This is a genomic window from Pseudophaeobacter sp. A-200-2, from assembly GCF_041008815.1.
Taxonomy (GTDB): domain Bacteria; phylum Pseudomonadota; class Alphaproteobacteria; order Rhodobacterales; family Rhodobacteraceae; genus Phycobacter; species Phycobacter gallaeciensis_A.
Genome location: NZ_JAXGFU010000008.1, coordinates 74,706 through 100,145 on the forward strand (window position 1 = coordinate 74,706; position 25,440 = coordinate 100,145).

Consider the following 25,440-nt stretch of genomic DNA (forward strand, 5'->3'; position numbering starts at 1 on the left):
TCGGAGGAAAAAATGGACGGCAATGATATTCCCAGCGGCAAATGCCCGGTGATGCACGGCGGCACAACCACCTTTGGCGCGCGCGTCAACAGCGATTGGTGGCCGAACCAGCTGAACCTGCGGATCCTGCATCAGAACAGCGCAAAGTCCGACCCGATGGGGCAGGCCTTTGATTACGCAGAAGAATTCAAGAAACTCGACCTGAAGGCGCTGAAGAAAGACCTTTATGCGCTGATGACCGACAGCCAGGACTGGTGGCCGGCGGATTACGGTCACTATGGCGGTCTGTTCATCCGCATGGCCTGGCACAGCGCAGGCACCTACCGCACCGGCGATGGCCGCGGGGGCGGCGGCACGGGGCAGCAGCGTTTTGCGCCGCTGAACAGCTGGCCGGATAACGGCAACCTCGACAAGGCGCGTCGCCTGCTGTGGCCGATCAAGCAGAAGTACGGCAACAAGATCTCCTGGGCCGACCTGATGATCCTTGCGGGCAACTGCGCGCTTGAGGACATGGGCTTCAAGACCTTCGGTTTTGCCGGTGGCCGCGCTGACGTGTGGGAGCCGGAAGAGGACATCTACTGGGGCGCCGAAGACGAATGGCTGGCGACCTCTGATACGGAAAACAGCCGTTATTCTGGCGATCGTGAGCTGGAAAACCCGCTGGCCGCCGTGCAGATGGGCCTGATCTACGTGAACCCGGAAGGTCCTGACGGTAACCCGGACCCCATCGCCTCGGGCCGCGACATCCGCGAAACCTTTGCCCGCATGGCGATGAACGACGAGGAAACCGTGGCGCTGACCGCTGGTGGCCACACCTTCGGCAAGATGCACGGCGCGGGCGATGCCGCTCATGTGGGCGCCGAACCCGAAGCCGCGCCGATGGAGGCGATGGGTTTTGGCTGGCTCAGCAGCTACAAATCCGGCAAGGGCCGTGACACCATCACCTCGGGTCTGGAAGGCGCCTGGACGTCGAACCCGATCAAATGGGACAACGGTTATTTTGACGTGCTGTTCAAATACGAATGGGAAAAGGTCAAAAGCCCGGCCGGTGCCTGGGTCTGGACTCCCAAGGACATCCAGGAAGAGGATATGGCGCCGGATCCGGAGGATCCGTCCAAGAAGGTTCCGATCTTCATGTCCACTGCCGACATGGCAATGCGCATGGACCCGGCCTATGAGAAGATCTCGCGTCGTTTCCACGAGAACCCGGAAGAGTTCGCAGATGCCTTTGCCCGCGCTTGGTTCAAGCTGACCCACCGCGACATGGGGCCGAAATCGCGCTACCTGGGCGATGAGGTTCCCGCCGAAGATCTGATCTGGCAGGATCCGATCCCTGCCGTGACCCATCCGGTCATTGGTGAGGCGGAAATCGCCGAACTGAAAGAGAAGATCGCGGCTTCGGATCTGACCATCCCTGAGCTGGTTTCGACCGCCTGGGCCTCGGCCTCGACCTTCCGTGGGTCGGACAAGCGGGGCGGTGCCAACGGTGCCCGTATCCGTCTTGCGCCGCAAAAGGACTGGGAAGCCAACCAACCCGAACAGCTGGCCCGTGTTCTGGGCGTGCTGGAAGGAATCCAGGGCGCCTTCAACGCAGGCCGCAGCGATGGCAAACAGGTGTCGCTGGCAGATCTGATCGTGCTGGGTGGTTCGGTCGGTATCGAGCAGGCTGCAAAGAAGGCTGGGCAGGACATCACCGTGCCTTTCACACCGGGACGTGCAGACGCAACGGCTGAGCAGACCGATGTGGAATCCTTCGAGGTGCTGGAACCGGTGGCTGATGGTTTCCGCAACTACCAGAAGACGCAGTTCACTGTTGCGCCGGAAGAGATGATGCTGGACCGGGCGCAACTGCTGACGCTGACAGCACCGGAAATGACAGCGCTTGTCGGTGGCCTGCGGGTTCTGAACACCAACGTCGGGCAGACTGCCCATGGTGTTTTCACGGATAAGCCTGAAACCCTGTCCAACGACTTTTTCGTCAATCTTCTGGATATGTCGACCGAGTGGAAACCCACCTCGGACGAGGCACAGGAGTTCGAAGGCCGCGACCGCGCCAGCGGAGAGGTCAAATGGACAGCCACCCGTTGTGATCTGGTCTTTGGCTCCAACTCGCAACTGCGCGCCCTGGCCGAGGTCTATGCCCAGGCGGACAATGGCGGGAAATTCGTCAATGACTTTGTGGCGGCCTGGACCAAGGTGATGAACGCAGATCGCTTCGATCTGTCCTGAATACGGCCTGTCTGATCTGTCCGAAAAACAACCAACGCCCCGGCATTTGCCGGGGCGCTCTTACTTGGGCGCCGGGCATCAGCCCGTTGAGTGTCAGGACCAGCCTTTACGGAAGAAATGCGGGCTGGCACCGAATTTGCGTTTGAACTGGCGGGAAAAATGCGTGGTGCTGTTGAAGCCCGAAGCCAGCGCGATCTCGGTCACCGACATCGAGGTTTCATTCATCAGGGCAAAGGCATGGCTGAGCCGCATATCGCAATAGACGTGCATCGGGCTCTGGTTCAGGTAGCGGGCAAAAAGCCGCTCCAGCTGGCGACGGGAGATATCCAATCGGGCGCAAAGATCGCCGATCTGAAGCGGTTCTTCGATCGCTTCTTGCATCAGCTGCAAGGCGTTCAGCAGACGTTGGTTGCGGCTGCCGATGGCCACCGCGAAATTCGACTTCTGCGGCGCGGCCTGTCCGCCGGACCGGGCATGCAGACACATGTCGGCCACGATAATGGCCAGCTGTTTGCCATGCCGCGCTTCAATGAGGCTCAGCATCAGGTCGGTCGCGGCATTGCCGCCGCCGCAGGTCATCAGGGGGCCCGAAACCTCGAATGTATTGGCGGATGGGGTCAAGCGCGGAAATCGTTCGATGAACCCCGGCTGGTTCTCCCAGTGCAGGGTGAATTTCTGATCCTTGATCAGCCCGGCCTGCGCCAGTGCAAAGGCGCCCGTGCAGATGCCACCGATGGAGCGGCCAAAGCGGCTTTCGCGGCGCAGCCAGTTGAGCGTGGCCTCGCCAGCGGTGCTTTGGGGTTCGACCCCGGCACAGACAAAGCCAAGACTGTCGGCGGGCAGGGGGCGCAGGGGCATGTCCGGCGTGATCATCATCCCGTTTGAACACCGGATCGGTTCGCCATCCTCGGTCATCACGAACCAGCGATAAAGCCGCGTGTTGGTGACCTGATTGGCGATCCGCAGAGGTTCGATTGCGGCTGCGACGGGCAGCATCGTCGCCTTTTTCAGCAGCAGGAAATAGAAATCCTGCGGTTCCCCTTCAAATGGCACGTCCAGCTTTGCCGCCGCACCTTTTTGAACGAAGCTGTCATCTGTCATGGCATGGATCCGCCGCCGGGAGTGTCTCTGTGTCTTAAGCCAGAGTTTTGCAGGCAGGCCGGGGAATTGCGACCGGGGATTCGCGAATAGCGACCTGCTGGCCCGGGGTGCGGAACCGGTCGCAGGAGGAGCGGCAGGACGGGCGCAGGCAGTTTAAATTCGCATACCGCCCCTTGCAGGCCTTTTGGGCGAGCACTAAGACTCAGGTAACAGTTGGTCCGATATGATGGCGGACATAATTCAAAGCAGGCAGGTCCTAATGATTGATCCGACAGAAACATACATGAACACTCTGGTGCCCATGGTGGTTGAACAGACCAGCCGGGGTGAGCGCGCTTACGATATCTTCTCGCGCCTGCTGAAAGAGCGTATCATCTTCCTCAACGGTCCGGTTCACGATGGGATGAGCTCGCTGGTCGTGGCGCAGCTGCTGCACCTTGAGGCGGAAAACCCCTCCAAGGAAATCTCGATGTATATCAACAGCCCCGGCGGTGTTGTCACCTCGGGCCTGTCGATCTACGACACCATGCAGTACATCAAACCCAAGGTCTCGACCCTGGTGATTGGTCAGGCGGCCTCGATGGGCTCGCTTCTGCTGACCGCGGGTGAGCCCGGCATGCGCTTTTCGCTGCCCAACAGCCGCGTGATGGTACACCAGCCGTCCGGCGGGTATCAGGGGCAGGCGACCGATATCATGATCCACGCCGAGGAAACGCTGAAGCTGAAGCGCCGCCTCAATGAAATTTACGTGAAGCACACCGGCCAGGAATACGAGAAGGTCGAAAGCGCGCTGGAGCGTGACAATTTCATGTCGCCCGAAGAAGCCAAGGCCTTTGGCCTGATTGACGAAATCGTCGAAAGCCGCAGCAAAGGCGACGACGAAACCAGCTAAGCCCGGTAGATCAACTGGGTGTGTGCCCCTATCCCTTTGGGGCACACTTTGACATTGTGACCGCTTGAGCAGTGTCTTAAGCTGTCAAAAAGGCGAAGGGGGCTGACGGCTCTTTTTCGGCCCGAGCGGACTGAAAGGTAGATCATGGCAACGAACTCAAGCGGCGACAGCAAGAACACGCTTTACTGTTCCTTCTGCGGCAAAAGCCAGCATGAGGTGCGCAAGCTGATTGCAGGACCGACCGTGTTCATCTGCGACGAATGCGTCGAACTGTGCATGGACATCATCCGCGAAGAAACCAAGGCGTCGGGGCTGAAGGCCACCGATGGCGTGCCCACGCCCAAGGACATCTGCGAGGTTCTTGACGATTATGTGATCGGTCAGGCCACGGCAAAGCGGGTTCTTTCGGTGGCGGTGCACAACCACTACAAGCGTTTGAACCACGCGCAGAAAACCGCCAGCGATATTGAGCTGGCGAAATCCAACATCCTGCTGATCGGCCCCACCGGCTGCGGCAAGACGCTGCTGGCGCAGACGCTGGCGCGCATTCTGGATGTGCCCTTTACCATGGCTGACGCCACCACGCTGACCGAAGCCGGTTACGTGGGCGAGGATGTGGAGAACATCATCCTCAAGCTGTTGCAGGCGTCGGAATACAACGTCGAGCGCGCGCAGCGCGGCATCGTCTATATCGACGAGGTCGACAAGATCACCCGCAAGTCGGAAAACCCCTCGATCACCCGCGACGTGTCGGGCGAGGGCGTGCAGCAGGCGCTGCTGAAACTGATGGAAGGTACCGTGGCCTCCGTTCCGCCGCAGGGCGGGCGCAAGCATCCGCAGCAGGAATTCCTGCAAGTGGACACCACCAACATCCTGTTCATCTGCGGCGGTGCCTTTGCCGGTCTCGACCGGATCATCGCGCAGCGCGGCAAGGGTTCTGCCATGGGCTTTGGCGCCGATGTGCGTGACAACGATGACCGCGGTGTGGGCGAGATCTTCCAGGATCTGGAACCCGAAGATCTGCTGAAATTCGGCCTGATCCCGGAATTTGTTGGCCGTCTGCCGGTTCTGGCAACGCTGGAAGATCTGGATGAGGACGCGCTTGTTACCATCCTGACCAAGCCGAAGAACGCGCTGATCAAACAGTACCAGCGCCTGTTCGAGCTGGAAGACACCGAGCTGGACTTCACCGACGAGGCGCTGATGGCAATTGCCAAGAAAGCCATCGAACGCAAAACCGGTGCCCGGGGCCTGCGCTCGATCCTCGAAGATATCCTGCTCGACACCATGTTCGAATTGCCGGGCATGGAGAACGTCACCAAGGTGGTCGTGAACGAGGAAGCGGTGACATCGGATGCGCAGCCTCTGATGATCTATGCCGACGAAAAGGAATCCGCATCGGCCGGTTAATCCGCTGATGTGGATCGCATTTGCGCTGCTGCGCGGAGGGGCGAACGTCATTTTGACGTTCGCCTTTTTCTATGGGGTTTGGGCTTCAATACAGAGAGGGGCATTTCATGACGATCAAACGCATTTCATCCGGCGGTGAATTTGAGAAAAAGGTCGGCTATTGCCGGGCCGTTGTGGCGGGTGGTTTCGTGCATGTCGCAGGCACCGTGGGGCAGGGGGAGGATGTTGTCTCCCAGTGCCGCTCGGCGCTGGATATCATTGCAAAGGCACTGGCGGAGGCTGGCGCTTCCTTTGCCGATGTGGTGCGGGTGAACTATTACCTGCCGGACCGGGCTGAATTCGACGCCTGCTGGCCGATGCTGGCCGAAACCTTTGGGGATAATCCCCCCGCTGCAACCATGATCGAATGCGGGCTGATCGATCCGAAGTATCGGATTGAAATCGAAGTTACGGCCCTTCTGCCCCAGTAAGCCTGGGATCGTGCCAATTCCTGTCATGCTGTTAGCCACAGGGTGGCAACCCACTGGACCTCGCGCCGAAAGTACGCCATATCAGGGGCAACATTTTCGGAGGCACCCATGGGAATCCTGAACTCTCTTCTGCGCGCTGTGACCTGGTGGAACGGCTCCACGCTTAACACCGCTATCTACACCCGCCGCAAAGGCATCAAAGTGGGTGAGGATGACGCGGGCAATGTGTTCTACCGCAATGCCGATGACAGCCGCCGCTGGGTCATGTTCAACGGTGAGGCCGAAGCTTCGCGCGTCAGCCCCGACTGGCATGGCTGGCTGCACCGGACCTTTGACGAGGTGCCGAGCGACAAGCCGCTGGCGCATAAGACCTGGGAAAAACCGCATCAGGAAAACCTGACCGGCACCGCGCTGGCCTATGCTCCGGCCGGATCGATCCGCCGGGGCGGTGAGCCTGAGCGGCGCAGCGACTACGAGGCCTGGGTTCCCGAGTAACCCCTGACATCTTTGCGGTGTCAGCTGACCATAAATAACGATTTAGGCAGGCGATATGTCCCATAATACCACAGAGGTTCTGGCCGGTGGCGTTGTCGTTGCGGCGGCGCTTGCCTTTGCAGTCTACGCTGGACAGGCTGCGGGCCTGTCGCGCGGCGGGGCGGGCTATCCGCTCAGCGCCTCTTTCCGCTCTCTCGAAGGGGTCACCGTCGGCACCGATGTGCGGCTGGCCGGGGTCAAGATCGGCACCGTCACCGGGGTCGAGCTGAACCCGCAGACCTTCCGCGCCGATACCAGTTTTACCGTGGACAATGGCATCGTGATTCCCGACGACAGCTCTGCAGTGATCTCCTCCGAAGGGTTGCTGGGCGGTAACTTCGTCGAGATCATGCCCGGTGGTTCGCCGCTGAACCTGGAGGCCGGGGAAGAGATCCTCGACACTCAAGGCGCCGTCAGCCTGATTTCACTTCTGGTGAAATTCGTTTCCGGAAGTGGTGGAGAAGACCAGTGACGCACCTCGCGGCCCGTCTGCAGACCGTCAGATCGGCGCTGCTTTGGGGCTGCGCGGTTTGTGCCGGGTTCGGCCTGACCGCGATGGATGCCGCGGCGCAGGCGGTGATTACGCAGGAGCTGTCAGAACAGGACCAGGCGGTGCAAGAACAGGCCGCCTCGGGCTCTGCTGCCGTTTTGCGCGGCCTTGATAAGGTCAACGGGCGCACGGTGGATGCCGAGATCCCCGTCGGTGGCAGCGCAGAAATCCTGGGCCTGATCGTGACTTTGGGCGAATGCCGTTATCCTGCTGACAACCCGACCGGCGATGCCTATGCCTTCCTCACCGTGCGCAGCCCGGCCAATGGCGAAGTCTTCTTTGAAGGCTGGATGATCGCCTCAAGCCCGGCGCTGAACGCGCTGGATCACAATCGCTATGACGTCTGGGTCATCCGTTGCAAAAGCGAGTGAGGCGTCGGTGTCTGCGGGCGGGTGAAATCGCCACTCCCTTCCATGGCGTCGCGTAATTGCCGCCGATAGGCCGCACGGCTGATCTCGATCGCGCCGAGTGAGGCCAGATGATCGGTCAGGAACTGAGTGTCGCACAGAACAAATCCGCCCTGCCGCAGCCGGTCCACCAGGTACGCCAGCGCCACCTTTGAGGCATCGCGTTGGCGCGAGAACATGCTTTCGCCAAAGAATGCCGCGCCGAGCGAGACCCCATAGACGCCTCCAACCAGTTCATCGCCATGCCGTACCTCAAGCGAATGCGCATGGCCGATCCGGTGCAGGTCCATATAACGGTCGAAAATCTCGCCATTGATCCAGGTATCCGGGCGGTCGGCGCAGCCCGCGACCACACCAGCGAAATCGCGGTTGATGGTGATCGAAAAGCCGCCGTTGCGGATGCGTTTGGCCAGCGAGCGGGAGATGTGAAACCCATCCAGAGGCAGGATACCGCGCCTTTTCGGATCAACCCAGAAGATCTCCGGATCGTCGCGGTGTTCTGACATGGGGAAGACGCCAACGGAATAGGCATGCAGCAAGAGTTCGGGCGTAAGGCTCATGCGGGTGCCCCCGGGGGCTTTGGTGGCTTCGGTCGTCTTGGTGGCCTTTTCCTTATTGGGAGGCCCTCAGGCGACAGGGCGGGCATGGACGCGCCCCGTCGCAATCATTTGCAGCCCGGCCCTTAGGCGGGCAGGTTTTCTTCCAGCCAGTGCTCCAGCCAGTGGATGTCATAATCCCCGGCCAGAACGTCACGCTCCTGCAGCAGGGCGTGGAACAGCGGAACGGTGGTGTCGATGCCATCGACGATCAGCTCACCCAGCGCGCGGCTGAGACGCGCCAGCGCCTCGGGCCGGTCGCGGCCGTGCACGATCAGTTTCCCGATCAGGCTGTCGTAATAGGGCGGGATCGAATAGCCGTCATAGAGCGCCGAATCCATCCGTACACCCAGACCGCCCGGCGCGTGGAACGCGGTGATCTTGCCGGGACAGGGGGTAAAGTTCGGCAGTTTCTCAGCGTTGATCCGCACTTCGATGGCATGGCCATTGATCTGCAAATCGTCCTGACCAAAGGACAACGGCTGACCCGAGGCGACACGGATTTGTTCGCGCACCAGATCAACACCGAAAATACCCTCGGTCACCGGATGCTCCACCTGCAGGCGCGTGTTCATCTCGATGAAATAGAACTCGCCGTCCTCATAAAGGAATTCGACCGTACCAGCGCCGGAATAGCCCATCTTGCCGATGGCATCGGCGCAGATCTTGCCGATGCGGGCACGTTCTTCCGGGCTGATCGAGGGGCCGGGGGCCTCTTCGAAAACCTTCTGGTGGCGTCGCTGCAGCGAGCAGTCGCGCTCGGCCAGATGCAGGCCGGTGCCCTTGCCGTCGCCAAAGACCTGAACCTCGATATGACGCGGCTTCTGGAGGTATTTCTCCATATAGACTTCGTCATTGCCAAAGGCTGCCTTGGCTTCGGAGCGGGCGGTGGAAAAGGCCATTTCGAGTTCGGCTTCGTCCTTGGCCACCTTCATGCCGCGTCCACCGCCACCAGCGGTAGCTTTGATGATCACGGGATAGCCCATGTCGGCCGCAGCGGCCTTGGCCGTGGCCAGATCCGGCACACCGCCCTCAGAGCCCGGCACCACGGGGATGCCCAGTTCCTTGGCGGTTTCCTTGGCGGTGATCTTGTCGCCCATGATGCGGATATGCGCCGCCGAGGGGCCGATGAAGGTCAGCCCGTGATCCTCGACGATCTGCACGAAGTTGGCGTTCTCCGACAGGAAGCCATAACCGGGGTGAATCGCCTGGGCGCCGGTGATCTCACAGGCCGAGATGATCGCCGGGATCGACAGATAGCTTTGGTTGCCGGCGGGCGGGCCGATGCAGACCGATTCATCCGCCATGCGCACGTGCATCGCATCGGCATCGGCCGTCGAATGCACTGCGACGGACTGGATGCCCATCTCGCGGCAGGCCCGGATTACGCGCAGGGCGATCTCGCCGCGGTTGGCAATCAGGATCTTGTCAAACATGCTGGATCCTTACTCGACGATGACCAGGGGGGATCCGAACTCCACGGCGGCGCCGTCTTCGACCAGAATGCGCTTCACCGTGCCGGATTTCGGCGCGGGGATGTGGTTCATCGTCTTCATCGCTTCGACGATCAGCAGAGTATCACCCTCTTTGACGCTGTCACCGACCTTGATGAAGGAAGGCGCGCCGGGCTCGGGCTGCAGATAGACGGTGCCGACCATGGGTGAGGTCACCGCGCCGGGGTGGCTGGCGGGGTCTTCTGCGGCTTCCGGTGCCGGAGCTGCAGCGGCTGCTGCCGGGGCCGGTGCGGCGGCAGCGGCCGGTGCCGCTGCGATCGTCTGCACCGGAGCAGGGGCGGCGGCGATTTGCCGTGAAACCCGCACGTTCAGGCTGTCATCTTCACCGTAGTCCCGTTTGACCTGCAGTTCGGTCAGGTCGTTTTCGCGCAGCAGTTCCGCCAGCGCCTTGATGAATGCCACGTCAGCTTCGTGAGATTTTTCTGTCATTTTGTCCTCAGCCGGTTCCGACAGGCCTGCGAAGATGTCGCAGGCTGGAAATTAGAGCGCTTATAGGCCAAGCTTTACCACAAGGAAAGCGCTGCCGGTCATGCGCGGTCTATTAGCGCCAACATGGGGGCGTCGCGCGGGATTCGCAATTGCAGAGGGGCCTGTGATTGGCCAAAGGCAGCTGTCACGGCCTCTTAAAGGCTCATAATGGCATCCCGGTCAGCTTGGCCACCAGTTCGGGTAGTTTGCGGGCGCCGAACTTTTCCAGAAGGTGCGCCCGGTGGGTTTCTATGGTGCGGTAGGAGAGGTTCAGTTTGGCGCCGATTTCCTTGGCCGACAGGCCCTTGCAGGTCAGAATGGCAACCTCGCGTTCTCGCGGGGTCAGGCTGACCACGGGGCGGTCGTCTGAGATATCGGCAAAGGACCAGACACCGGTCTGAAACGGCGCCTCTGGTGAAACGGACCGCCCGCGCACCCGGCACCAGAAGAGTTCTCCTGATCGGCGCCGCATGATGCGTTCGTCGCTGTAGCTGCCGGTGCGGTGCTCTTCTTCCTGCAAAAGCGCGCCAATACGACGGAACTCTTCCTGGGTGGGGTAAAGATCCGCGATCAGCATTTCGTCATAGTCGGCTGGCTCCCCGCCAAAGGTCGCGGCGAACTGGAGATTGCAGCGTTTGATCACACGGCGTTCCAGCACGGCAAGGCCGACGGGCGCATGGCTAAAGGCGATATCTGTCATGACCTCTATTAACCGGGTATTTTTGCGGAATTGAAGAGGCCGGGGCCGCATGAAAATGTATTTCTGCCGCTCAACAGGGCGCGCTATGGGAGGATTAGCATGAATATCGGAATGTGGCTGGCCCGTCAGGCTGCGGCGGGCGGGGACCGTCCTGCCTTGTTTCTGGGCCGCGATCAGGTGGCGGACTACGACAGCTTCCACCAAAAAGCCGCACGTGTTGCAGGCTGGCTGGTCTCGCAAGGGGTAGGGCCGGGGGACCGCGTCGCAATCTTCATGAAGAATTGCCCAGACTATCTGATCGCCCTGTTCGGGATCTGGTATGCCGGAGCATCGGCGGTGCCGGTCAACGCAAAGCTGCATGGGCGCGAGGCGGCCTATATCCTGGAAAACTCCGGCACCCGGCTGGTCTTTGCCTCGGCTGGTCTGGATACGGCCCTGCGCGAGGCCGGGGTGACGCTGGATATCATCGACTTCTCCGGCGCAGACGGGGCCGCTGTGCTGGCTGCGGATCCTGTGACTGCGCCGGTCCGACGGGCACCGCAGGATCTGGCCTGGCTGTTCTACACGTCGGGGACCACCGGCAGGCCAAAGGGGGTGATGATCACCCACCGGATGCTGGTCACGGTTTCGCTGGCCTATCTCAACGATGTGGATGCGGCCAGCGCTGAGGATCAGATCCTATACGCCGCCCCGATGAGCCACGGCGCAGGCCTTTATGCCATGTTGCACGTGCTGGTCGGCGCCGCCCATGTCTGCCCGCCGTCGGGGGGATTTGAACCGCATGAGATTTTCGATCTGGCCGAGCATTTTGGCCGCGTCCAGATGTTCGCCGCGCCTACCATGGTGACGCGCATGACCGCGCAGGCCAAGGCGGCAGGACGCAGCGGACGCGGCCTGCGCACCGTGGTTTATGCGGGCGGACCGATGTATCTGGCGGACATCATCGAGGCGGTCGATCATTTCGGCCCGGTCTTTGTACAGATCTATGGACAGGGCGAATGCCCGATGGGGATCACCGCGCTCAGCCGTCATGACGTGATCGACCGAAGCCATCCGGAATGGCGCGCCAGGCTGGCTGGTGTGGGCCGCGCCCAAAGCCCGGTCGAGGTGCAAATTGGATCATCGGATGGCACACCGCTGCCGCCGGGAGAGGTCGGAGAGATCATGGTGCGCGGCGATGCGGTGATGCCCGGCTACTGGAACAATGAGATCGCCACCGCAGAAACGCTGAAAGACGGCTGGCTGATGACCGGGGACATGGGGGTCATGGATGCGGCGGGCTATCTGACGCTGCAGGACCGCTCCAAGGATATGATCATCACGGGCGGCTCGAACGTCTATCCGCGCGAGGTCGAAGAGGTGCTGCTGATGCACCCGGATGTGCAGGAGGTCTCGGTCGTGGGGCGCAGGCACGCCGACTGGGGCGAAGAGGTGGTGGCCTTTATCGTGGGAACGGCACCCGAGGCAGAGCTGGATGCGCTTTGCAACGATCAGATCGCCCGCTTCAAGCGGCCCAAGGCCTATATCCGCACGGCGGAGCTTCCCAAGAACAACTACGGCAAGGTCCTGAAGACCGAGCTGCGCAAAATGCTGGAGGAAAACGCATGACGGATCTGAGTAGAAAGACGGCGCTGGTAACAGGATCGGTTCAGGGGATCGGCCTTGCGATCGCAAAGGAACTGGCGGCCGCGGGCGCCCGTATCGCGGTGCATGGCATCGCCGATGAAGCAACCGCGCAGGCAGCGACGGAGGCCCTGCAGGAGGCCGGGGCACCCGAGGCACGATTCTTTGCCGGGGACCTGAGCCAGCCGGAAGAGATCGACGCGCTGATGAGCGCCGTTGCGGACTGGGGCGGCGCCGATATCGTGGTGAACAATGCCGGCATCCAGAAAACCGCGCCTTTGGCCGAGATGCCGCGCGAGACCTGGGACGCAATCCTAGCGGTCAACCTGTCGGCGGCCTTTCACATCATGCAGGCGGCGCTGCCGGGCATGGCGGCGCGTGGATTTGGCCGGGTGATCAATATCGCCTCGGTCCACGGGTTGGTCGCCAGCAAAGACAAGGCGCCCTATGTGGCCGCGAAATTCGGGCTGGTTGGTCTTAGCCGGGTGGCGGCGCTGGAGTATGCCGATCAGGGCAGCCGGGACACCGGCGGTGTGACGGTGAATTGCATCTGTCCGGGCTGGACCGAAACCGCGATCATCGAACCGCAGGTGGCGGCGCGGGCAGCGCAGATGGGCGGTGACAGGGAGGCGGGGATAGCCGATCTTCTGTCCGAAAAACAGCCTAGCAAAAGGCTGTCGGATCCATCGGAAATCGGTGCGCTGGCGCTGTGGCTCTGTGCTCCGGTGGCGCATAACGTCACCGGCACCGCCATTCCGGTTGATGGCGGCTGGACCGCGCAGTAGGCGCCAAAATGCACTGTCCCGGATGCGCCGGTCAGCCCGGTTTGGCCAGCGGTTCCGGGGCGGTGTCCTTGCCGTGACCCATCAGCGTGTCGATCAGGAGGCTCATCAACTCGGCGCGGTTGCCGCTGCCGGATTTGCGGTAGATGGCATTGAGTTGCGCCTTGACGGTGCCTTCGGCGCTGCCGCGCATCTGGGCGATTTCGCCAGTGCTCAGCCCCTTGACCAGAAAGGTCGCCACATCCCGCTCTGCCGGGGTCAGGTTCCAGGTGGAAAACTCGGCATCGATGACTTCCTGAATGGCGCCCTGCGCGCTCTTCAGGCTTTGCTCCAGATGCGCCTTGCGCCGCAAGAGCCACATCAGGATACGGACTTCGACTACGATGGCGGCGATCAGGCCGAAGGTGGCAATCGCTTCGATCGCCGCGTGCCGCCCTTCAGTATTCATCGCGCCGGGCATCAGAAGATCGGCAATGATATCACCCAGAAAGATCGCCGCGCAGATGGACTGCACGACGATCAGGGCGATCAGAACGGAGGGTTGGGCCGGGTCAAATCTGCTGTTGGTCACTGTTGGGTCTCCGGGGGACTCGTCGGTAGGTCCTTGTACCCCGAGACCATGGAACGCGCCAGATTGACCCTTGTGCGGCGGCTTTCATAGATCACCGCAGCGATATGCAGCACGACCGAGATTTCGGCCCAGGTGACCAGTGCTTCGTGCAGCTCTTCGGGCCATTCGATGCCCCAGAACATGTCGGTGGTCATCAGATAGCCGGTGAGACCGATGCCAAGGATCGTCAGCAGCAGGTTGTAGATCATCAGGGCGCCAAGCGGCGTATGGCCCCGGTGCGGACGCACCCGCCCAGTGGCAATATCCGTCAGCTGCCCGACAGCGCCCGAGAAACTGGGGGGGAAACTGGAAAACCGGGCATAACGGCTGCCAATCACCCCCCAGAGTATGCGCACCCCGATCAGGCCAACGATCACGTACCCCAATACCTCGTGAATCCTCTCGTCCGGATCGGTCAGCAGCGCATTAGCGGCGAACAGAATGACAAGTGACCAGTGAAACAGACGGATCAGCGGATCCCAGACATAGTGACGTTGCATGAGGGTCTCCCAATCGAATGGATGCGGCATTTGGTCGGGCGGAGCGGTACGTGCATCCCGGCTCCGCCCGGGCTGGTATCAGTCTTCCTTGACGCGGATGATTTCCATCTTGTCGTTCAGATAGATCTCCAGCTTTTTGCCGTCTTTCAGGGCGTAGGCCTCGTACATGCCGTCTTCGGATTCGATCTTGCGCACCTCATAGCCCTGTTCGGTCAGTGTGGCGCGGATCTGCGCGTCGACTTCGGCGCTGGGCTTGCCATCCGAGGCCAGCGCCGCGACGGGCAGCGACAGAGGCAGGACAAGGGCGAGGGCCAGGATGCGGGCAGAAGGTTTGAACATGATAAGTCTCCTTGATGTGACAGTCTGATGTGACTGCGGCACGCCATGCGGGCCGTGGTGGACATATCGGAGCGGGCAGGGCGGATCTGGAATAGATCGCGGGATGGATGCGGAGGCTAAACCGGGCGCGTATAACCCTGGTTTATGCAGGTTTTTGCGCTATTTCCCTGCTGTGAAACAAAAAAGACCGGCTCCGAAGGGAACCGGTCTTGAGGTAACCGCACCAGTCACAACACCAGTGCGACGGGGAGAATTGAGATCAGATCGCCAGATATTCGGCGCGCAGCTCGGCGTTTTCCAGAACCTCGGAGGCGGTGCCGTCAAAGACGATCCCGCCGGTGTCCAGAATGACCGCCCGGTCGGCAAGTTCCAGCGCGCGCACCGCGTTCTGTTCCACCAGAATCGTGGTCATGCCCTGTTCCTTGATGTGGATGAGGGTCTTTTCGATCTCGTCCACGATCACCGGCGCGAGGCCTTCATAGGGTTCATCTAGCAGCAGCACCTTGATGTCCCGGGCCAGTGCGCGGGCAATGGCCAGCATCTGCTGCTCACCCCCCGAAAGGGTCACGCCTTCCTGCTTGCGCCGTTCACCAAGGCGCGGGAACAGGTCGTAAAGGCGCTCGATGGACCAGCCGATGGGGGGGGCGATCTGTGCCAACTGCAGGTTTTCCTCGACGGTTAGGCCGGGGATGATGCGCCTGTCCTCGGGTACCAGACCCAGACCAGCAGCGGCCGCTTCATGGCTTTCCATCTTGTGCAGCGGCTGGTGGTCCAGCCAGATCTCGCCCTGGGTGACCATCGGGCTGCCGGTGCGGGCGATAGACCGCAGGGTGGATGTCTTGCCCGCGCCGTTGCGGCCCAACAGGGCAAGGATTTCGCCTTCGTGGACGTTAAAGTTGATGCCCTGCACGATGTAGCTTTCGCCGTAATAGGCGTGCATGTCCCAGACTGACAGGAAGGCCGGAGCCGTTGTCGCCTGATTGGCGTTCTTGGAGAAATCCGGTTTGACGTTCATCTCTGTTTCTCCTTATGCGCTTTCGCCCAAGTACGCTTCGCGCACCTTGGGGTTGCCACGGATGTTCTGCGGATCGTCTTCGACCAGCGGCGTGCCCTGCGCCAGAACCGTGATCCGGTTGGCCAGGCTGAACACCACATGCATGTCGTGTTCGATAATGGCGATGGTGATGTCGCGCTCGTCCGAGATCTGTTTCAAGAGATCGATGGTGTTGTTGGTGTCGGCCCGCGCCATGCCTGCGGTGGGTTCATCCAGCAGCAAGAGGCGGGGTTCCTGAGACAGGCACATGCCGATCTCAAGACGCCGTTTGTCGCCGCGCGACATGGCGGCGGCATGCATGTGCCGCTTGTCCGCCATGTTCATTTCCACCAGCATCTGCTCGGCCTTTTCCAGCACATCCTTCTGCTTGGCGACCGAGGCGATGGCGTTCAGTTCGAACGCCCCGTCCCGTTTGGCAAAGCAGGGGATCAGCATGTTTTCCAATACGGTGAGATCGCCAAAGATCTCGGGCGTCTGGAACACGCGGGAAATGCCCATCTGGTTGATCTCATAGGGCGCCCGGCCCAGCACCGACTGACCGTCGAACATGACCGATCCGGTGTCTGGGATCAGCTTGCCCACCAGACAGTTCAGAAGGGTGGATTTGCCCGCCCCGTTCGGGCCGATGATGGCGTGAACGGAGTTTTCCTTGACGCTGAGGTTCACATCCGACAGCGCCTGAAGGCCGCCGAACCGTTTGCCCACGTTTTTGACTTCGAGGATACCCATTGATCCTGTCTCCTTATTCCGCAGGTTCGGTTTTTTTGCTGGCCGAGCTGTCCTTGGACTTGCGCCCTTTGAACCAGCCTGCAATGCGCTGCCCGCCTTCGACGAGGCCACCCGGCAGGAAGATCACCACCAGCATGAACAGGATGCCCAGCGTCAGGTGCCAGCCTTTGCCGATGAAGGGGTGGACGATGAAGACCATGAAGTCTTCGATCCCGTCGGGCATAAAGCTGAACCAGCTGTGCAGAACGTTGTCGTTGATCTTCGAAAAGATGTTTTCGAAGTATTTGATGAAGCCCGCGCCCAGAACTGGACCGATCAGCGTGCCGGCGCCGCCGAGGATGGTCATCAGTACCACCTCACCCGAGGCGGTCCACTGCATGCGCTCGGCGCCTGCCAGCGGGTCCATCGAGGCCATCAGGCCACCAGCCAGACCGGCGTACATTCCCGAGATCACAAAGGCAGCCAGGGTGTAGGGACGGGTGTTGAGACCAGTGTAGTTCATCCGTTGCTGGTTCGATTTCACCGCCCGCAGCATCATGCCAAAGGGCGAGCGGAAGATGCGGATCGCCAGATAGAAGGAGGCCAGCATAACGAGCGCGCACAGATAGTAGCCCGCGTTGAACTGGAAGGCCCAGGGACCCACCGCCATTTCAAAGGTCGAGCGCATCTCCATCCCGAAGAAGTTTGTCACAGGGATTGAGCCGTCCGCGGTGGCAGAGACACCCAGAACGCGGGGGTCTTCCAGCGTCAGCTGTAGGCCGGTTTCACCGTTGGTGATCGGCGTCAGCACCGAATAGGCCAGGTTGAACGACATCTGCGCAAAGGCCAGCGTCAGGATCGAGAAGTAGATGCCCGAGCGGCGCAGGGACACAAATCCGATCAGCAGCGCGAACAGCCCCGCAATGATCACCGACAGGATGATGGCCGGGACGACGTTCATGCTCAGGAGCTTGAACATCCAGACCGCCGAGTAGGAGCCCACCCCCAGAAAAGCCGCGTGGCCAAAGGAGAGGTAGCCGGTGAGGCCGAAGAGAATGTTGAACCCGATTGCGAAGATCCCGAAGATCACGAAACGCTGCATCAGGTCAGGATAGCCCGCGTTGAACTGCGCCATGGCGCTGTCTGCCGGGAAGGGGTTCAGGATGAATGGTGCGCACAGGGCCAGGATGGCGACCAGCAGCAGCATTCGAGTGTCTTTTTTGTCCAGTCCGAACATGTGCTTAGTCCTCCATCACGCCTTTGCGGCCCATCAGGCCCCGCGGGCGGGTGAGCAGAATGATGATCGCGACCACATAGATGATGATCTGGTCGATACCGGGGAGAATGGATTTGATTTCATTCATCGAAGCAAAGCTTTCGAGAACCCCCAGAAGGAAGCCGGCCAGAACGGCGCCGGGCAGTGAGCCCATGCCGCCCACAACCACAACCACGAAGCTGAGAACCAGGAAGTCCATGCCCATGTGATAGTTGGGAGAGTTGATCGGCGTGTACATCACACCGGCAAGTCCCGCGACCGCAGCGGCAATACCAAACATGATGGTAAAGCGGCGGTCGATGTTGATGCCCAGAAGGCCGACGGTTTCCCGGTCTGCCATCCCGGCGCGTACAACCATGCCGAAGGTGGTGAATTGCAGGAAGCTGAAGATGCCGCCGATGATCACCACCGCAAAGAAGAAGTAGACCACGCGCCAGACCGGATAGACGATGTCCATGCCGATGACCGCGCCGAGATTCACAACGCCGTTCAGCGCCTCGGGGGCCGGGGTCTGGATCGGGTTCGCGCCATAGAAATACTTGACGATTTCCTGCAGCACGATGGCCAGGCCAAAGGTCACGAGGATCTGGTCCGCATGTTCGCGCTTGTAGAAATGCTTGATCAGCCCGCGTTCCATCACGTAGCCGACGAAGATCATGATCGGGATCGCAAACAGGATCGCCAGCGGCACCGCCCAGTCGATGATCGCGCCGCCCACCTCGGGGCCGAACCAGGATTCAACATAGGGCGTTTTGACCTTCAGCGGGTTGCCAAGAAAGTCTTTCTGGCTTTCGTCGACGGTCTCAAAGCTGAGGTTCAGAATGCGCTGCAGGGTCACGGCGCAGAAGGCGCCGATCATGAACAATGCGCCGTGGGCGAAGTTCACAACGCCCAGCGTGCCGAAAATGAGTGTCAAACCCAGCGCGATCAGCGCATAGGCCGAGCCTTTGTCCAGCCCGTTCAAGATTTGCAATAGGATTGCGTCCATAGTCCCCACCTTCGGGTTCTTCAGTATGGAAGTGATAGAGTCCGACCGTTCGCGGGACGTGCCCCGGCGTTCTGTGCGGAGGCGCTCCGCATGGCAGATGAATGGACGGACGTTTCTGAAAGGGGCCGGGCGCAAGACGCGCCCGGCTTTTCATTCGGATCAGGCGCCCGGGTTGCAGGTGCCAAGGGCACCGCCTGCAAACATCGGGTGATCCGGCGGATAGGTAACCTGAGCGGCCGGGGTGACCTCGACAACTTCCAAGAGGTCGAACTCGGAGGTCGGGTTCTCTTTCCCGCGCACAACCAGAACGTCTTTGAAGCACTGGTGATCTTCGGCGCGATACAGCGTCTTGCCGTTGCCCAGACCGTCAAATTCGAAGCCTTCAAGAGCCTCGGCCACACCGCAGGGGTTGAAGGTGCCCGCGCGCTCACATGCATCTGCATAAAGCAGGGTCTGGCAGTAAACGGTATGCGCCGCCTGGCTGGGCGGGAAGCCGTATTTGGTGCCGAAGGACTGCACGAAGGCTTTCGATGCATCGTCCTGCAGCGACCAGTGCCAGTTGGTGGAACCGTGAATGCCCTTCACGTTTTCGCCGGCGCCTTTCGCCATCAGACGGGAGTAGAGCGGAACGACGATTTCGAACTGCTTGCCGTTGACGATCTTGTCGCGCAGGCCGAACTGAACCGCGTTGGTCAGCGAGTTCACCATGTTGCCGCCATAGTGGTTCAGAACCAGAACGTCGGCGCCGGAGTTCAGAACCGGGGCGATATAGGACGAGAAGTCGGTCGCTGCCAGCGGTGTGCGCACCTTGTTGACGGTGGTCCAGCCCAGAGCCTCGGTCGCGGCTGCGATCGATTCTTCCTGGGTCCAGCCCCAGGTGTAGTCGGCGGTCAGGTGATAGGCGTGACGGTCGGTGCCATAGAGGTTCTTCAGCACCGGCGCCAGCGCGGCACCCGACATGTAACCGTTAAAGAAGTGACGGAAGCCGTTGGCTTTCTTGTCTTTACCGGTGGTGTCGTTGGAGTGGGTCAGGCCCGCCATAAAGATCACGCCGGCTTCCTGGCATAGGCCCTGAACCGCGATGGCAACGCCCGAGGACGAGCCGCCGGTGATCATCACCGCGCCGTCTTTTTCGATCATCGACTTGGCCGATGCACGGGCCGCGTCGGATTTGGTCTGGGTGTCACCGGTGACGAATTTGACTTCCTTGCCCAGGATGCCGTTCCCTTTCAGCGCCTTCGAGCTGAAGGTGTTCATCATGCCGCCGTCGCCGCCACCGTTCAGGTGCTCGACTGCCAGCTGGTATGCGCGCAGCTCGTCTGCGCCCTCATCGGCGTAGGGGCCGGTCTGCGGCACGTTGAAGCCGAGGGTGACGGTGCTGCCGGTCGGCTCGTTGGTGTAAGCGGCTGCGGACGACGCAGTGAAGATCGTCGGAAGCGCAACGCCAGCGCCCATCATGGCACCGGACTTCAGTACCCCGCGACGCGAGACATCAGATTTGGACATGTAATCCTCCCTTAAGATTTTAACGCCTAGCAGCTCCTCACTTCCGCTCGGCGTCGGCACGGTTTTCGTGCAAAATCAGTATGAGGGCAGCTTGTAAAATCGCGCAATAAATCCCTTGTAAAGCAGGCTTATTCTGTAAATAAATGAACAGTATTCCACGGCATTCTGTAAAGAAACTTATGCCGCGCCGCGGAAAGCCCTTGAAATAGCGGCCTTTTGGGAAAGACCTGTAAAATGGCACGTGACACTCTGACCGGCAGCAGAATCCGCGAACGGCGGCTCATCCTCGGGATGCGTCAGGCGGAACTTGCCCGCGCGGCCGGTATTTCGGCCTCATATCTCAATCTGATCGAACACAACAGGCGCAGAATCGGCGGCAAACTGCTGGTCGGGATCGCGCAGGTTCTGGGGGTTGAACCTTCGATGTTGAGCGAGGGCGCCGAAGCGGCGCTGATCGCCAGCCTGCGCGAAGCAGCAGCAGACAGCGGCGTGCCCGTGGCCGAGCTGGACCGGGCGGATGAGTTCGCGGGCCGGTTCCCCGGCTGGGCCGAGGTGCTGGCCACCAGTCACCGCCGCATCGCCACGCTGGAGAGGACGGTGCAAACCCTGTCGGACCGGCTGACCCACGATCCGCATCTGGCGGCCTCGCTGCACGAGGTTCTATCGACGGCTGCGGCGATCCGCTCGACCGCGTCGATCCTGGCCGAAACCAATGAGCTGGAGCCGGAGTGGAGCGACCGGTTCCACAAGAACCTGAACGAAGATTCCCTACGGCTGGCCGAAAGCAGCCGCGCCTTGGTGAGTTTTCTTGATGAAAGCAATACGGGCGCAGACCGTCGCGGGGTGCCGCATGAAGAGGCCGAGGCGTTCTTCCTCGCCCAAGGCTATCATTTCCCGGATTTGGAAACCGGCAGCGGCAGCCCGGAGGAATTGGTTTCTGGCGCGCCGGAACTGGTCAGCGATGCAGCAAGTCTGATCGCCCGCAGCGCACTGGAGCAATATCAGCGCGATGCCGCAGCGCTGCCGCTGGAGCCATTGCGGGCGGCACTGGACAAGGGGGGTATTCGCCCCGGGGCGCTGGCGGAACAGTTCGGCTGTGACCTGCCCACGGTGCTGCGCCGTATCGGTCTGCTGCCGTTCGAAGTGCTGGGGCAGGAGGCCGGGCTGGTGATCTGTGATGCCTCAGGCTCGATCCTGGTGCGCAAACCGGTGACCGGATTTGCCCTGCCGCGTTTTGGCGCCTCATGCCCGCTCTGGCCGATTTATACCGCGCTGGCGCGCCCGCATGTGCCGGTACGCCGCAACGTGGTGCAGCAGGGTCGCTCGGCGCTGGCGTTTAAATGTTTGGCGGTGGCATGGGATCATGTGACACCGGATTTCGACAGCGATCCGCTCTATCACGCGGTGATGCTGATCCTGCCGCAAAGCGAAGTGCCGGAAGGCGCGCAACCTGTGGGCGCCAGCTGCCGGATCTGCCCGCGCCGGGGGTGTCCGGCCCGCCGCGAGCCGTCGATCCTGAAGGAAGAGTTTTGACAGCTGCGGGGCTGCGCGGCTACTCTAACGTGAAACGGGCATGTGCGCCGGGACCGTTATGGGTCCGGGGAGCGGCGCTGGGAGGACCTTCTGCCAATGAGCAGACACGTAATTCTGATCGAGGATGAGCCGAATATCACTGAGGCGATCCGCTTTCTTCTGACGCGCGATGGCTGGCAGGTTGATGCCTATGCCGATGGGACCGGCGCTGTCGAGGTGATACGCGAGGCCCAGCCGGATCTGGTGATTCTGGACCTGATGCTACCGGGCAAAAGCGGGCTGGAGATCATCCGTGAACTGCGTGAGGTCGACGGGTTTGCCTCCTTGCCGGTTCTGATGCTGACAGCCCGCGGCCAGATGAAGGACCGGGAAATGGCCGAACGCGCTGGCGTGACCCGGTTCATGACCAAGCCCTTTTCCAACTCCGAGGTTCTGACAGCCGTGCGGGACCTGCACGCTCAGGCCAGCCAGGGATGACCCCGAGCGCTCGGATTTGGCCCCCAGCAGGAGGCAGCCTTGGCTGCCGCCCTGACCGGGGGCGATCATGATCCGGGGCGATGGGGCCGGGCGGCAGGATGAGATCTCTGCTCCCTTTGTCGAGCGGCGCACCTATCGCCGTCGCCGCCTGATGGATATTGCCCGGCTGTTGCCCATCCTGGGCGCCTTGCTGTTCCTGATGCCTTTGATGTGGCCCGACCCCGATCCCTATCCTGCGCCGGGCAGCCATGGCGGCATGGCGATGTCCTCGGCCATCATCTATATCTTTATGGTCTGGGCGATCCTGATCGCGGTCAGCCTTGCCTTTGGAGAAGCGGTGCGCCGCTGGGCCGAACACTGGACCGCAGGCGGGCATTCCGAAGCTGAGCCCTATCAGGCACAGGACGCGGCGGTTGGTTCTGGGACAGAGCAGGGCAGCGCAGAGGCTTCGCGCGACTGATGGCCTCTCTCAATGTTCTGGTCCTGGTCTGCTTTACCTATGTTGCGCTGCTATTTCTTGTGGCCTTTCTTGCGGACCGGATGGCCAGTCGGGGGCGCAGTGCCGCCTGGATGCGCTCGCCGCTGACCTATACGCTGTCACTGTCGATCTATTGCACCGCCTGGACCTTTTATGGCGCGGTGGGATACGCAGCGCGGTCGGGGCTGGAATTCATCACCATCTATCTGGGGCCGACGCTGGTCATGCTGGGCTGGTGGTGGGGGTTGCGCAAACTGGTGCGGGTCGGGCGCAGTCAGCGCGTCACCTCCATCGCCGACCTTCTATCGGCGCGCTATGGCAAGTCCAATACGCTGGCCATCGGCGTGACCATCTTGGCCGTTATCGGGGTGACGCCATATATTTCACTGCAATTGCAGTCTATTACCCTGTCTTTTTCAATCTTCGCCGAGGCTGATCCCCTGCGCGGGTATAACGAGACCAAGACGGTATTCTGGGTCTCGGCGGGCCTTGCCGTCTTTGCCATCCTGTTCGGCACCCGTAACCTCAATGCCAACGAGCGCCACCACGGGGTGGTGACGGCGATTGCGCTGGAGGCGGTGGTCAAGCTGGTCGCCCTGCTGGCAGTGGGGATCTTCGTGGTCTGGGGCATCGCTGGCGGGCTGCCAGAAACGTTTGCGCGGATCGATGCCTCGCGTATTGGCCAGTGGCAGGTGGACGGGGGCCGCTGGGCCACCATTACCTTCCTTGCCGCTGCCGCCTTTGTCTGCCTGCCGCGCATGTTTCAGGTCATGGTCGTCGAAAACGAGGACGAGCGTCATCTGCGCATAGCGGCCTGGGCATTTCCGACCTACCTGCTGCTCATGTCGATGTTCGTGGTGCCCATCGCCGCCATCGGGCTTGAGCTGCTGCCGACGGGGGCGAACCCGGATCTTTTCGTTCTGACGCTGCCGTTACACCAGGGGCAGCAGAACCTTGCAATGCTGTCTTTCCTTGGCGGTTTTTCCTCGGCTACCTCGATGGTGATCGTGGCGGCAATGGCCCTGTCGACCATGGTGTCGAACCATATCGTGATGCCGATCTGGCTGCGGCTGCAGGGCGCGGCGGGGGCCTCGGTCTCCGGGGATGTGCGTGATGTGGTGCTGTTTACCCGCCGTGTGACCATCGCGGTGATCATGGCGCTGGGGTACTTCTATTACACGCTGTCCGGCGGCGGCGCGGCGTTGGCGGCGATCGGCCTGATTTCCTTTGCCGGGGTGGCGCAGATGCTGCCGGCGCTGGTGGGCGGCTTGTTCTGGCGCGGCGCCACCCGCAGCGGCGCCCTGGCAGGGCTGACCGTCGGCTTTGGCATCTGGGCCTATACCATGCTGCTGCCGACCCTCGGCGGAGGGGTTCTGCCCGATGCGGTGCTGGCCGAAGGTCTGTTCGGCCTGTCCTGGCTGCGCCCGCACGCCCTTTTCGGGATCGAGGCGCTCGACCCCACAGTGCATGCCGTCCTTTGGTCCATTGGGCTCAATGCCGTGGTGTTCTGCATCGTGTCGCTCGCCAGTTTCCCGAGCCCGATGGAGCGACTGCAGGGCGCGCAATTCGTCAATGTCTTCGATCACTCATCCGGCCCGCGCGGCTGGACCGGCTCGGTGGCGCAGAGCGAAGACCTGATGGTGATGTCGCAAAGGATCTTGGGCGCCACCGAGGCACAGGCATTCTTCCAGCGCGAACTGGCCCGGCAGGGCGGTCGGGGCAGCCTTCCAGAGCCGACGCCGGTGTTCCTTGAGCGGCTGGAACGCGAGCTGAGCGCGTCGATCGGGGCAGCCGCAGCGCATGCGATGATCGGTCAGATCGTTGGTGGCTCTTCCGTTTCGGTTGAGGATCTTTTGGCGGTGGCGGATGAGACAGCGCAGATGCTGGAATATTCGAACCGTTTGGAAATGCAGTCTGCCGAATTGTCCAGGACGGCGCGCAAGCTGCGGGAAACCAACGAAAAACTGACGCAGATTTCACGCCAGAAGGATGCCTTTCTCAGCCAAGTCAGCCACGAATTGCGCACGCCGATGACCTCGATCCGGGCCTTTTCCGAAATCCTGCGGGACGATGATACCCTGGCGCAGGAGGGAAAGGCCCGATATGCGACCATCATCCATGACGAGGCGTTGCGGCTAACGCGCCTGCTGAACGACCTGCTGGATCTTAGCGTGCTGGAAAGCGGCCAGGTCAGCCTCAACATGACCCGTGGCACGCTTAAAGAGGTGTTGGATCATGCGGTTTCCACAGCTGTAGCGGGATTTGATACCCCAATGCGGGTGCTGCGGGATCCTGCAAGTGAAGATATTAAGATTTCATCGGATCTGGACCGGCTGGCGCAGGTCTTTATCAACCTGATCGCCAATGCCCAGAAATACTGCGATGCGGAACATCCGGAGCTGAGCATCCACGTGTCCCGCGAGGGCTCGCAGGTGCTGATCGATTTCATCGACAACGGCAGCGGCATTCCGCCCGAGTTCCAGCAGATGATTTTCGAGAAGTTTTCGAGGGTTAGCCCGGAGCGGGCTGGCGGAGCGGGGCTCGGGCTGGCGATCTGCCGTGAGATTGTGCAGCGCCTGGATGGCGATATTTCCTATCTTGCAGGCGCCTCTGGTGGCGCCTTCCGGGTAACCCTTTCCGGTATCCGTGAAAAAGCCGCATAAAGCCCAGAAATAAAGATCTTGGTAACCCTCCG

General features: G+C 61.3%; 26 protein-coding genes. 13 read left to right on the forward strand and 13 right to left on the reverse strand.

Annotation, left to right across the window (positions count from 1 at the left end):
* Nucleotides 1–12 precede the first annotated feature (12 nt).
* On the forward strand, nucleotides 13–2,229 hold the full coding sequence (gene katG / locus SM766_RS13160; RefSeq protein WP_368948055.1) for a catalase/peroxidase HPI: 2,217 nt from the start codon (nucleotides 13–15) through the stop codon (nucleotides 2,227–2,229).
* 93 nt (nucleotides 2,230–2,322) lie between these two features.
* Here katG and SM766_RS13165 read toward each other — a convergent pair whose 3' ends face one another.
* On the reverse strand, nucleotides 2,323–3,330 hold the full coding sequence (locus tag SM766_RS13165) for a GlxA family transcriptional regulator (RefSeq protein ID WP_065270563.1): 1,008 nt from the start codon (nucleotides 3,328–3,330) through the stop codon (nucleotides 2,323–2,325).
* Between the two features lie 259 nt (nucleotides 3,331–3,589).
* On the opposite strand from SM766_RS13165, the gene SM766_RS13170 reads away from it, so the two are divergent.
* From SM766_RS13170 to SM766_RS13195, 6 genes are all read left to right on the forward strand, one after another.
* Nucleotides 3,590–4,222, forward strand: coding sequence for an ATP-dependent Clp protease proteolytic subunit (locus tag SM766_RS13170; RefSeq protein WP_065270562.1), 633 nt, complete (start codon nucleotides 3,590–3,592; stop codon nucleotides 4,220–4,222).
* A gap of 144 nt (nucleotides 4,223–4,366) precedes the next feature.
* Nucleotides 4,367–5,632: an ATP-dependent Clp protease ATP-binding subunit ClpX gene (gene clpX, locus SM766_RS13175; protein WP_065270561.1), complete on the forward strand. Its 1,266-nt coding sequence runs from the start codon at nucleotides 4,367–4,369 to the stop codon at nucleotides 5,630–5,632.
* A gap of 107 nt (nucleotides 5,633–5,739) precedes the next feature.
* On the forward strand, nucleotides 5,740–6,102 hold the full coding sequence (locus tag SM766_RS13180; RefSeq protein ID WP_274829027.1) for a RidA family protein: 363 nt from the start codon (nucleotides 5,740–5,742) through the stop codon (nucleotides 6,100–6,102).
* Nucleotides 6,103–6,210: 108 nt separating this feature from the next.
* On the forward strand, nucleotides 6,211–6,597 hold the full coding sequence (locus SM766_RS13185) for an NADH:ubiquinone oxidoreductase subunit NDUFA12 (protein ID WP_065270558.1): 387 nt from the start codon (nucleotides 6,211–6,213) through the stop codon (nucleotides 6,595–6,597).
* Between the two features lie 55 nt (nucleotides 6,598–6,652).
* A complete protein-coding gene (gene mlaD, locus SM766_RS13190) occupies nucleotides 6,653–7,108 on the forward strand; it encodes an outer membrane lipid asymmetry maintenance protein MlaD (protein WP_065270557.1) in 456 nt (151 codons plus the stop codon).
* 83 nt (nucleotides 7,109–7,191) lie between these two features.
* Nucleotides 7,192–7,557 (forward strand): DUF2155 domain-containing protein, encoded by a 366-nt coding sequence (locus tag SM766_RS13195; RefSeq protein ID WP_368948180.1) that lies wholly within the window; start codon nucleotides 7,192–7,194, stop codon nucleotides 7,555–7,557.
* Here SM766_RS13195 and aat read toward each other — a convergent pair.
* From aat to SM766_RS13215, 4 genes are all read right to left on the reverse strand, one after another.
* Nucleotides 7,521–8,153: a leucyl/phenylalanyl-tRNA--protein transferase gene (aat, locus tag SM766_RS13200; protein WP_347508770.1), complete on the reverse strand. Its 633-nt coding sequence runs from the start codon at nucleotides 8,151–8,153 to the stop codon at nucleotides 7,521–7,523. The genes SM766_RS13195 and aat overlap by 37 nt on opposite strands.
* A gap of 122 nt (nucleotides 8,154–8,275) precedes the next feature.
* The gene (gene accC, locus SM766_RS13205) at nucleotides 8,276–9,625 is read right to left on the reverse strand and encodes an acetyl-CoA carboxylase biotin carboxylase subunit (protein ID WP_065270555.1); all 1,350 of its coding nucleotides are present in this window, start codon (nucleotides 9,623–9,625) and stop codon (nucleotides 8,276–8,278) included.
* 9 nt (nucleotides 9,626–9,634) lie between these two features.
* Nucleotides 9,635–10,132 carry an acetyl-CoA carboxylase biotin carboxyl carrier protein gene (accB, locus tag SM766_RS13210; protein WP_065270554.1) on the reverse strand — a complete coding sequence of 166 codons (498 nt, stop codon included), beginning with the start codon at nucleotides 10,130–10,132 and terminating at the stop codon, nucleotides 9,635–9,637.
* Between the two features lie 202 nt (nucleotides 10,133–10,334).
* The gene (locus tag SM766_RS13215; RefSeq protein ID WP_065270553.1) at nucleotides 10,335–10,871 is read right to left on the reverse strand and encodes a LuxR C-terminal-related transcriptional regulator; all 537 of its coding nucleotides are present in this window, start codon (nucleotides 10,869–10,871) and stop codon (nucleotides 10,335–10,337) included.
* 99 nt (nucleotides 10,872–10,970) lie between these two features.
* On the opposite strand from SM766_RS13215, the gene SM766_RS13220 reads away from it, so the two are divergent.
* A complete protein-coding gene (locus tag SM766_RS13220) occupies nucleotides 10,971–12,479 on the forward strand; it encodes a class I adenylate-forming enzyme family protein (RefSeq protein WP_368948056.1) in 1,509 nt (502 codons plus the stop codon).
* A complete protein-coding gene (locus tag SM766_RS13225; RefSeq protein ID WP_368948057.1) occupies nucleotides 12,476–13,279 on the forward strand; it encodes a 3-hydroxybutyrate dehydrogenase in 804 nt (267 codons plus the stop codon). The genes SM766_RS13220 and SM766_RS13225 overlap by 4 nt, the downstream gene beginning before the upstream one ends.
* A gap of 31 nt (nucleotides 13,280–13,310) precedes the next feature.
* Here the strand turns inward: SM766_RS13225 and SM766_RS13230 are convergent, their stop codons facing one another.
* The 8 genes from SM766_RS13230 to SM766_RS13265 all read right to left on the reverse strand — a co-directional run bounded on the left by SM766_RS13230 (nucleotide 13,311) and on the right by SM766_RS13265 (nucleotide 20,257).
* A complete protein-coding gene (locus SM766_RS13230) occupies nucleotides 13,311–13,847 on the reverse strand; it encodes a helix-turn-helix transcriptional regulator (protein WP_368948058.1) in 537 nt (178 codons plus the stop codon).
* Nucleotides 13,844–14,386 (reverse strand): cytochrome b/b6 domain-containing protein, encoded by a 543-nt coding sequence (locus SM766_RS13235; RefSeq protein WP_065270549.1) that lies wholly within the window; start codon nucleotides 14,384–14,386, stop codon nucleotides 13,844–13,846. The genes SM766_RS13230 and SM766_RS13235 overlap by 4 nt, the downstream gene beginning before the upstream one ends.
* Before the next feature lie 78 nt (nucleotides 14,387–14,464).
* Nucleotides 14,465–14,725 carry a PepSY domain-containing protein gene (locus SM766_RS13240; protein WP_368948059.1) on the reverse strand — a complete coding sequence of 87 codons (261 nt, stop codon included), beginning with the start codon at nucleotides 14,723–14,725 and terminating at the stop codon, nucleotides 14,465–14,467.
* Nucleotides 14,726–14,984: 259 nt separating this feature from the next.
* On the reverse strand, nucleotides 14,985–15,740 hold the full coding sequence (locus tag SM766_RS13245; RefSeq protein WP_065270547.1) for an ABC transporter ATP-binding protein: 756 nt from the start codon (nucleotides 15,738–15,740) through the stop codon (nucleotides 14,985–14,987).
* 12 nt (nucleotides 15,741–15,752) lie between these two features.
* Complete coding sequence (locus tag SM766_RS13250) at nucleotides 15,753–16,508, reverse strand: ABC transporter ATP-binding protein (protein ID WP_065270546.1); 756 nt, start codon at nucleotides 16,506–16,508, stop codon at nucleotides 15,753–15,755.
* A gap of 13 nt (nucleotides 16,509–16,521) precedes the next feature.
* Nucleotides 16,522–17,724, reverse strand: a complete 1,203-nt coding sequence (locus SM766_RS13255; protein WP_065270545.1) for a branched-chain amino acid ABC transporter permease — start codon at nucleotides 17,722–17,724, stop codon at nucleotides 16,522–16,524.
* A 4-nt stretch (nucleotides 17,725–17,728) separates the two neighbouring features.
* Nucleotides 17,729–18,751, reverse strand: coding sequence for a branched-chain amino acid ABC transporter permease (locus SM766_RS13260; RefSeq protein WP_065270544.1), 1,023 nt, complete (start codon nucleotides 18,749–18,751; stop codon nucleotides 17,729–17,731).
* Nucleotides 18,752–18,910: 159 nt separating this feature from the next.
* Nucleotides 18,911–20,257, reverse strand: a complete 1,347-nt coding sequence (locus SM766_RS13265; RefSeq protein ID WP_368948060.1) for a substrate-binding protein — start codon at nucleotides 20,255–20,257, stop codon at nucleotides 18,911–18,913.
* A 234-nt stretch (nucleotides 20,258–20,491) separates the two neighbouring features.
* Between SM766_RS13265 and SM766_RS13270 the strand changes: the two genes are divergently transcribed.
* From SM766_RS13270 to SM766_RS13285, 4 genes are all read left to right on the forward strand, one after another.
* On the forward strand, nucleotides 20,492–21,790 hold the full coding sequence (locus SM766_RS13270) for a helix-turn-helix domain-containing protein (RefSeq protein ID WP_368948061.1): 1,299 nt from the start codon (nucleotides 20,492–20,494) through the stop codon (nucleotides 21,788–21,790).
* A 96-nt stretch (nucleotides 21,791–21,886) separates the two neighbouring features.
* Complete coding sequence (locus SM766_RS13275) at nucleotides 21,887–22,267, forward strand: response regulator transcription factor (RefSeq protein ID WP_065270541.1); 381 nt, start codon at nucleotides 21,887–21,889, stop codon at nucleotides 22,265–22,267.
* A gap of 67 nt (nucleotides 22,268–22,334) precedes the next feature.
* The gene (locus tag SM766_RS13280) at nucleotides 22,335–22,727 is read left to right on the forward strand and encodes a hypothetical protein (RefSeq protein WP_368948062.1); all 393 of its coding nucleotides are present in this window, start codon (nucleotides 22,335–22,337) and stop codon (nucleotides 22,725–22,727) included.
* Nucleotides 22,727–25,408, forward strand: coding sequence for a sensor histidine kinase (locus tag SM766_RS13285; protein WP_274835930.1), 2,682 nt, complete (start codon nucleotides 22,727–22,729; stop codon nucleotides 25,406–25,408). The genes SM766_RS13280 and SM766_RS13285 overlap by 1 nt, the downstream gene beginning before the upstream one ends.
* Nucleotides 25,409–25,440: the final 32 nt, after the last annotated feature.